This is a genomic window from Flavobacteriales bacterium (assembly GCA_020635395.1).
In the GTDB taxonomy this organism is placed as follows: Bacteria; Bacteroidota; Bacteroidia; order NS11-12g; family UBA9320; genus UBA987.
This window is the reverse complement of sequence record JACJZV010000005.1, coordinates 202,281-208,455: the sequence shown is the minus strand read 5'-3', so window position 1 is coordinate 208,455 and position 6,175 is coordinate 202,281. Positions and strand designations below refer to the sequence as shown.

The following is a 6,175-nucleotide window of genomic DNA, read 5'->3' as shown; positions in this document are numbered from 1 at the left end:
AACCCGTGTTTATAAACTTTACTGTTCCACCTTTATCAGGGTAGGTTATAGACAGCTTTGAGTAGGAATATGCAGTAACCAAGGCGATAATTCCGGCAATAAGAAACGAAACCGGAGTGCCACCTTTGGCCAAGTTTGTGGCCAAACCCAGCACCGCAAAAATTCCACCACCCACCATACCGCCAATGCCAATAGATATGGCCTCAAGCAAACTCACTTTTCCTTCTATTTTCGATTTTTTATTCATTTTGTTGGGTAATTAAATTTGAATTGCACTTTTATGAAAAGCTCATTTTACAAAGTATAAATAAATCAAAGCATCGCCAAAAATAGAGGATAACCCACTAAATATCAAACTGATTGAATTTTTAAGGGGAGATGGTGCAGGCTTTAATTCTTACTCAGTTCGGGGTTTTACAATCCATTTCTATCACACTTTTTTATACAATGCCTTTTGGTATATTGTATTTGCTTATAATTGTTTCAAATTTTTGAATGTATGTGGTTTAAACGAATCAAACAAAAGTTGTTGTCACGAAATAAATTTACCAATTATCTAACCTATGCTTTAGGTGAGGTTTTGTTAATTGGTTTCGGTATTGTTTTGGGGGTAAAGGCCAATAATTGGAGCGAACGACAAAACAAAGCCGACAAAATAAATGATTATTACCATCGGATTTTAGACGAAGTAGATCTTTCTATGCAAGTGGCCGAACACAACAATTTGGTTGTTGATTCGATGTTAAATGGCCTGTTGGCTTGCCAAAAAGCGTTTTATCTTAAACATGAAGATTCGATGTTTTTTGAAAATTTTAAAATCGTTTTCAGCACGCAAACTCAATCCTATTTTTTTCCAATTATTGATGAATTTCTGTCGTTGGGGTATCTCTCTACCATTTCGGAACCTGTTTTGCAAGAAAAATTCCAACTCTTAGATTACATCCGAAGTCAAATAAAACTGCACGATAAAAATATTATCGACTATGAAAACAATGTGCTCAAACCACAATTAATTTCCAAACTCGATTATGCCAAATCTGTGGAGAAGAATCAAAGCCGAGCACTGCAACTAAACAAAGACAGCCTCAATCGATTCCCATTGGTGTTTGACAGCATGGTGCAGGATATAACCATTTTAAATATAATAAACCACCGAATTACCGCCGAAGAATATAGATTGCATTTTAACAAAGGCTTGCTGAATATTTTAAAAGGGATGAAAGCCAAATTGGAGGAAGAAATAGCGAAAAGGTGAGGTTTTTGTTCGCTTTGGGTAAAGTTTAGGCATAGTTTAAATTCTCCACCTTTTGTGTGTTTATTTTCGGTTTAAATCGTCCAATCTTCCATTCTTCGAAATCTGGATAATCCTACGGTTTCAAATTCATCATTTCCAATAAAAGCATAAAGTTGATAACCCATAGTTCAAACAAATATATCATTTTGAAAGACTTATTTTGTATTGTTACTCAAAGGTTTACGAAGTTTTTTAACATACGTAAAAAAAAGCCTCATCCAAATTTGGATGAGGTTGACTTTCTAATTCAGAATATAGATTACGAATAGCAATCGGTTTTGAGGATGTTCCAAATCTTAAAACTCAAACATTTTTTAAAAATAGTATTTCAAGTTTAGCCCTCCGAAGAAGTTAATTTCGTTTGGAGCTGGTATGTAAGCATCGGGCAATTGGTTTACAAAAACCATGTTGTAGTATTTTGTTCCGGTAATGTTGGTAGCCCCTGCAAAAGCAAGTGCTTCCAAGTTTTTGATGCGTTTTTTGTAACCCATTTTTGCGTTTAGCAAGTTGTATGCCGCCGCTTCGTTCACTCCATCAGAGGTAAAAGGCATGATGCTGCGATGATTATAGGTTAGGTTTCCAAAAAATCCAGCTTTGCTTTCAACGTCAATACCCACGTTAAAAACCAGCGGGGCAACTCCTGCCACCGATTTGCCCGAATAGTCGTAAACCACCGTGCTATCGGTTTTTGCCGCAGTTTTGGTAATGGTTTCAAACTGAAAATTTTCGTATTTAAAGTTTGATAAAGTCAGGTTAGCGAATGGTCGAAGAACAGAGAGGATACCGTCTTTCGATTTTAGTGCATCGTATCTAACCAAAAGCTCCAAACCTTTGTTGTTCAATGCTCCACCGTTTACCAAATACGAATAAAGTGTTGCCGTTTTTTGTGGGTCTTGCACGGTTTGGGCGGTAAACTTGTCCTGAAATTTGACATTAAATGCAGCAATGGTATAAAACAATCGGTTGTCCATCAACGACGATTTTGTGCCTATTTCTATTTGGCTTCCGTATTCCGGTTTAAGGGTTTTATTCAACTGCCCCGTATAGGTAATCAAAATGTTTGAACCTACCGGAGTTTTGTATCCGTCTGAATAGTTTGCATAAACCGATGTGTTGCCAAATTTTTTATTGATGCCAATATTTTTAGCCAATAAATTGGTAAATGACGTTTCGTAGGTTTTTGAATCGGCATCGTTGGGATGGTTGTTGGTATTAGCCCAAAGTCGGTCATCCAATTTTATGCTCATGTTGCTCAAACCAACTCCGGCGTTTATGCTTATTCCTTTTTTTAACAGGGCTGTCCATTGCGTAAAATAAGACGAAGTTTTGGCGTTGGTGGCCTGATTGCTTTTTAAACCGGTAATTACATTATATCCGTTTAAATTGGTGCTGTCGGCAACCATGTTATAGCCAATGGTTTGGGCAAACATTTGTTGAAGCTCTAACCCCGTTATGCCCGACAATGTTAGATTTTCTGTCTGTTTTAATTTGGCTTCTAACGTAGATCGAACGCCAAAATTTACCGGATATTTATCGGTCCAACCGCCAGCCGAACTTTGATCGATGCTTTGTCCGCTACCAAAAAAGGTGGTGCTATTGCTCACTGTTTTATTGAATTTATAAGTGTGTCCCACTCCGGCTCTAAATGTTCTTACTGCCGAGTGTGCATCGTTTTTAATGTATTTTGGGTTGCCAGAATAATCGTTCGAATCGTATTGTTCGATGGTAAGTTCTCCATTTCGTTGGTCATAACTGTTGCTATAGCCCAAATAGGTGGTCAAACTTTGCTTTTTGTTTAGTGTGAAATCGCCCATCACATTCATAAAATCTTTGGTGGACTGGGTATGCACCATAAATCCGTCAAAATTCTGGTGTCCGTAATTGATTAATAATGAAGAGTTTTCTCCGCCAATGGCCACTCTTGAGGTGGTTCGCATTAGCCCATAGCTGCCCATCAAAACATCCTGCCCAACTGTGGTGGTGTTTTTTTCGGCCTTTTGAGTTTGCAAATTCACCACACCGGCTATTGCCAATCCATACAAGGTTCCTGATGGGCCTTTTACTACTTCCACGTTTTGCACCGAGTTAAAATCAATGTCATCCATTATGGTGATTCCTTCGGCATCTGTCAATGGTATTCCGTTGAGGTATGCTTTTACTCCCTGCATGTCGAAGTTGCTACTAATACCTCGGTTGCCATATCCATTGCGGTATCCGCGAATGTTCAATTGTTGGCCGGCACTTTGCGTTCGGCGATTCATAGTAACACCCGGAATGTTGGTGTTTACGGCATCGTCCATAAACAAACCATTGCCTCTTTTGATGTCGTTGTCGTTTATCTTTACAATCGAAAGAGGTTGCTCCAATTGCGATTTATTGGGGTTGGAGGTTAAGGTGATTTCTACCAAATCAAGGGTGTTTTGATTGGTGGAAAGCACAAACGTTTGCATTTTAGAGGTACATGCCGTCTTTTTAGTTAAAACATCAAAACCCACAAAGGTGATTTTTAATAAAAGCGAGTCCGCACAATCCACCGAAAATTCGCCATTCGCGTCGGTTATCGTGTTTTTTCCTCCACTCACCTCTATATAGGCTTTTTCAAGTGGTTGGTTGTTTTGGTCAACTACCTTTCCGGTAAATTTTGCATTTTGAGAAAATGCACAAAACGCAGTAAATATGCTCATTGTGAGCAAAATATATTTCTTCATTTTTTTAAAATCTTTAAGTTGAATAAAACTTGCATGCACGCTGGCAATATGCCAAGCAGGCAGCATCAATTTGTCGCAAGGATGCACCATGCGACAGGCCGCTTTTAATAAAACGGTTCAAAAATTTTAACTTAAAAATTCGGGAGGAGGGCTGTCTAATTTAATGTATTGACTTGTTAAACAATGGTTTAGGTTTAGATATAGAACCAATTCTCCCTTTAGTAAACAGTTTGTTTGCACAACCGATTGGTGAAAAAGAGAATTAAAAAAGTGCTGAATTTGATTGAATTTCTTGGCTTTTCTCGGGTCAGATTTGAGGTTTGATAGGGCCATGGATTGAATTTGATGGTCAATTTCGGTTTCTTTGGTATCGTGCCAACACCAGTATTCTATGCTGTCCAATCCGGTGGTTTGGCTCACTACGTCATATTTTTGGCCTTTGTAAACAAACTCTCGTCTGTGTTTCCAATCGAGTTGCTGTTTTGCAAACGATTTAGTAAAGGTAAAATGCACCAAATCCTTTTTGTCGATGCCGGAAATGATTTGACGTTTTACCTCCTTTCTTACCAAAATTTTGTAAAACTGAAGCCAACAAAAGCCAGAAACAACGGGCATTAGCAAGCATCCAAACAACAACCATCCTATGATTTTTTGCTTCTTCACAACTTGCCGCAAATGTAAAGACAAAGTTATTGGATTTGTAGGGAAAAAATAGGTGCAAACTCTCACTCGATATCTTTTGGGCTCAGAGTAAAAGGACCGAAGAATTACTAATTTTCTAATCAACAAGGCCACAAATCAACTTTTAAAACACCTTTTATTTCAAAACCTGAAGCAACTCATACTGCAAGACCTGACAGGTTTTCAAAACCTGTCAGGTCTTTATACTATAGATATTTCTAACTTTGTATTATCAAAAAAATTATCATAATAGGAGGAGGGGCAGCGGGTTTTTTTGCGGCCATTCATGCTGCCGAAAAATTTCCAAAAGCCGAAATTTGGATTATAGAAGGCAGCAACAAAGTGCTTTCAAAAGTGCTAATTTCGGGTGGTGGTAGGTGCAACGTAACCAACCAAATTTGGCAACCCGCCGAGTTGGCCAAAAATTATCCAAGAGGTCATATCGAATTGGTTGAGCCTTTTCAGCGATTTAACTCAAAACATACGGTTGAGTGGTTCGAACGGCGTGGTGCAAAACTAAAAATTGAACCCGATGGACGGGTTTTCCCCGTTTCGAATGATTCTAAAACCATTGCCGATATATTGGTAAATGAAGCACGTAGGTTGGGGGTAAAAGTGCTAATCAATCAGCGAGTGGTGGATGTGAAAATGCACAAGAATAAATGGGTAGTACACACCAATACAAATGCTTTTGAATCCCACAGTTTGGCCATTACTACGGGCAGCAATCTTCAGATGTGGAATGTGCTGGAAAAGTTGGGATTGCAAATGGTTCGTCCTGTTCCAAGTTTGTTTTCCTTTCATTCATCAAGCCAAATTTTACGGGATTTGGCCGGAATAAGTTTGGAAAGTGTGGAAGTGAGTTTGCCCAAATTAGGCATAAAACAACAGGGAGCCATTTTGATAACACACGAAGGATTGAGTGGGCCGGCCATCTTGAAACTATCCGCTTGGGCAGCTCGTGAGTTGGCCGAGGCTCAATACCATTTTCAATTAAAAATCAATTGGTTGGCAGATTTTTCGGAGCAAGATTTTGCACTTGCTATCCGACAAGAACAGCAGTTGAATCCAAAAAAGTTCGTTCAAAAAAATCCGGTTCTAAATATTCCCAAACGATTTTGGCAACGCCTTTGTGAATTGGCCGAAATAAATGAATTTCGAAACTATGCCGAGATTGGCAAAAAGCAGGTGGCAAAAATTTCAGAACTCATATTTTCTGCCAAAGTGGAAATTGTGGGCAAAAGCACCAATAAGGATGAGTTTGTAACGGCTGGTGGAGTTGATTTGAGCGAAATTGATTTTACCAATTTTAGCTCTAAAAAATACCCCAATTTATATCTGGCAGGCGAGGTGCTAAACATTGATGCCATTACTGGAGGTTTTAATTTTCAAGGGGCCTGGACGGGCGGAGCGTTGATGTTTTAAATCCATAATGACACAAAATTGACATTGTGAAAAAATGATTTTTGTCATGTCGGTTTATACCTTTGCC

General features: G+C 38.7%; 5 protein-coding genes. 2 read left to right on the top strand and 3 right to left on the bottom strand.

Going from position 1 to position 6,175, the window contains the following annotated elements; genetic code table 11:
• Positions 1–229 (bottom strand): amino acid transporter (locus H6607_13505; GenBank protein ID MCB9263383.1); only part of this gene is annotated, 229 nt, incomplete at its 3' end.
• A gap of 270 nt (positions 230–499) precedes the next feature.
• On the opposite strand from H6607_13505, the gene H6607_13500 reads away from it, so the two are divergent.
• Positions 500–1,255, top strand: coding sequence for a hypothetical protein (locus tag H6607_13500; protein ID MCB9263382.1), 756 nt, complete (start codon positions 500–502; stop codon positions 1,253–1,255).
• A 353-nt stretch (positions 1,256–1,608) separates the two neighbouring features.
• Here H6607_13500 and H6607_13495 read toward each other — a convergent pair whose 3' ends face one another.
• Positions 1,609–3,978, bottom strand: coding sequence for a TonB-dependent receptor plug domain-containing protein (locus H6607_13495; GenBank protein MCB9263381.1), 2,370 nt, complete (start codon positions 3,976–3,978; stop codon positions 1,609–1,611).
• Between the two features lie 150 nt (positions 3,979–4,128).
• Positions 4,129–4,665 (bottom strand): hypothetical protein, encoded by a 537-nt coding sequence (locus tag H6607_13490; GenBank protein ID MCB9263380.1) that lies wholly within the window; start codon positions 4,663–4,665, stop codon positions 4,129–4,131.
• 249 nt (positions 4,666–4,914) lie between these two features.
• Here H6607_13490 and H6607_13485 point away from each other — a divergent pair, with 249 nt between their 5' ends.
• Complete coding sequence (locus tag H6607_13485) at positions 4,915–6,108, top strand: aminoacetone oxidase family FAD-binding enzyme (protein ID MCB9263379.1); 1,194 nt, start codon at positions 4,915–4,917, stop codon at positions 6,106–6,108.
• Positions 6,109–6,175: the final 67 nt, after the last annotated feature.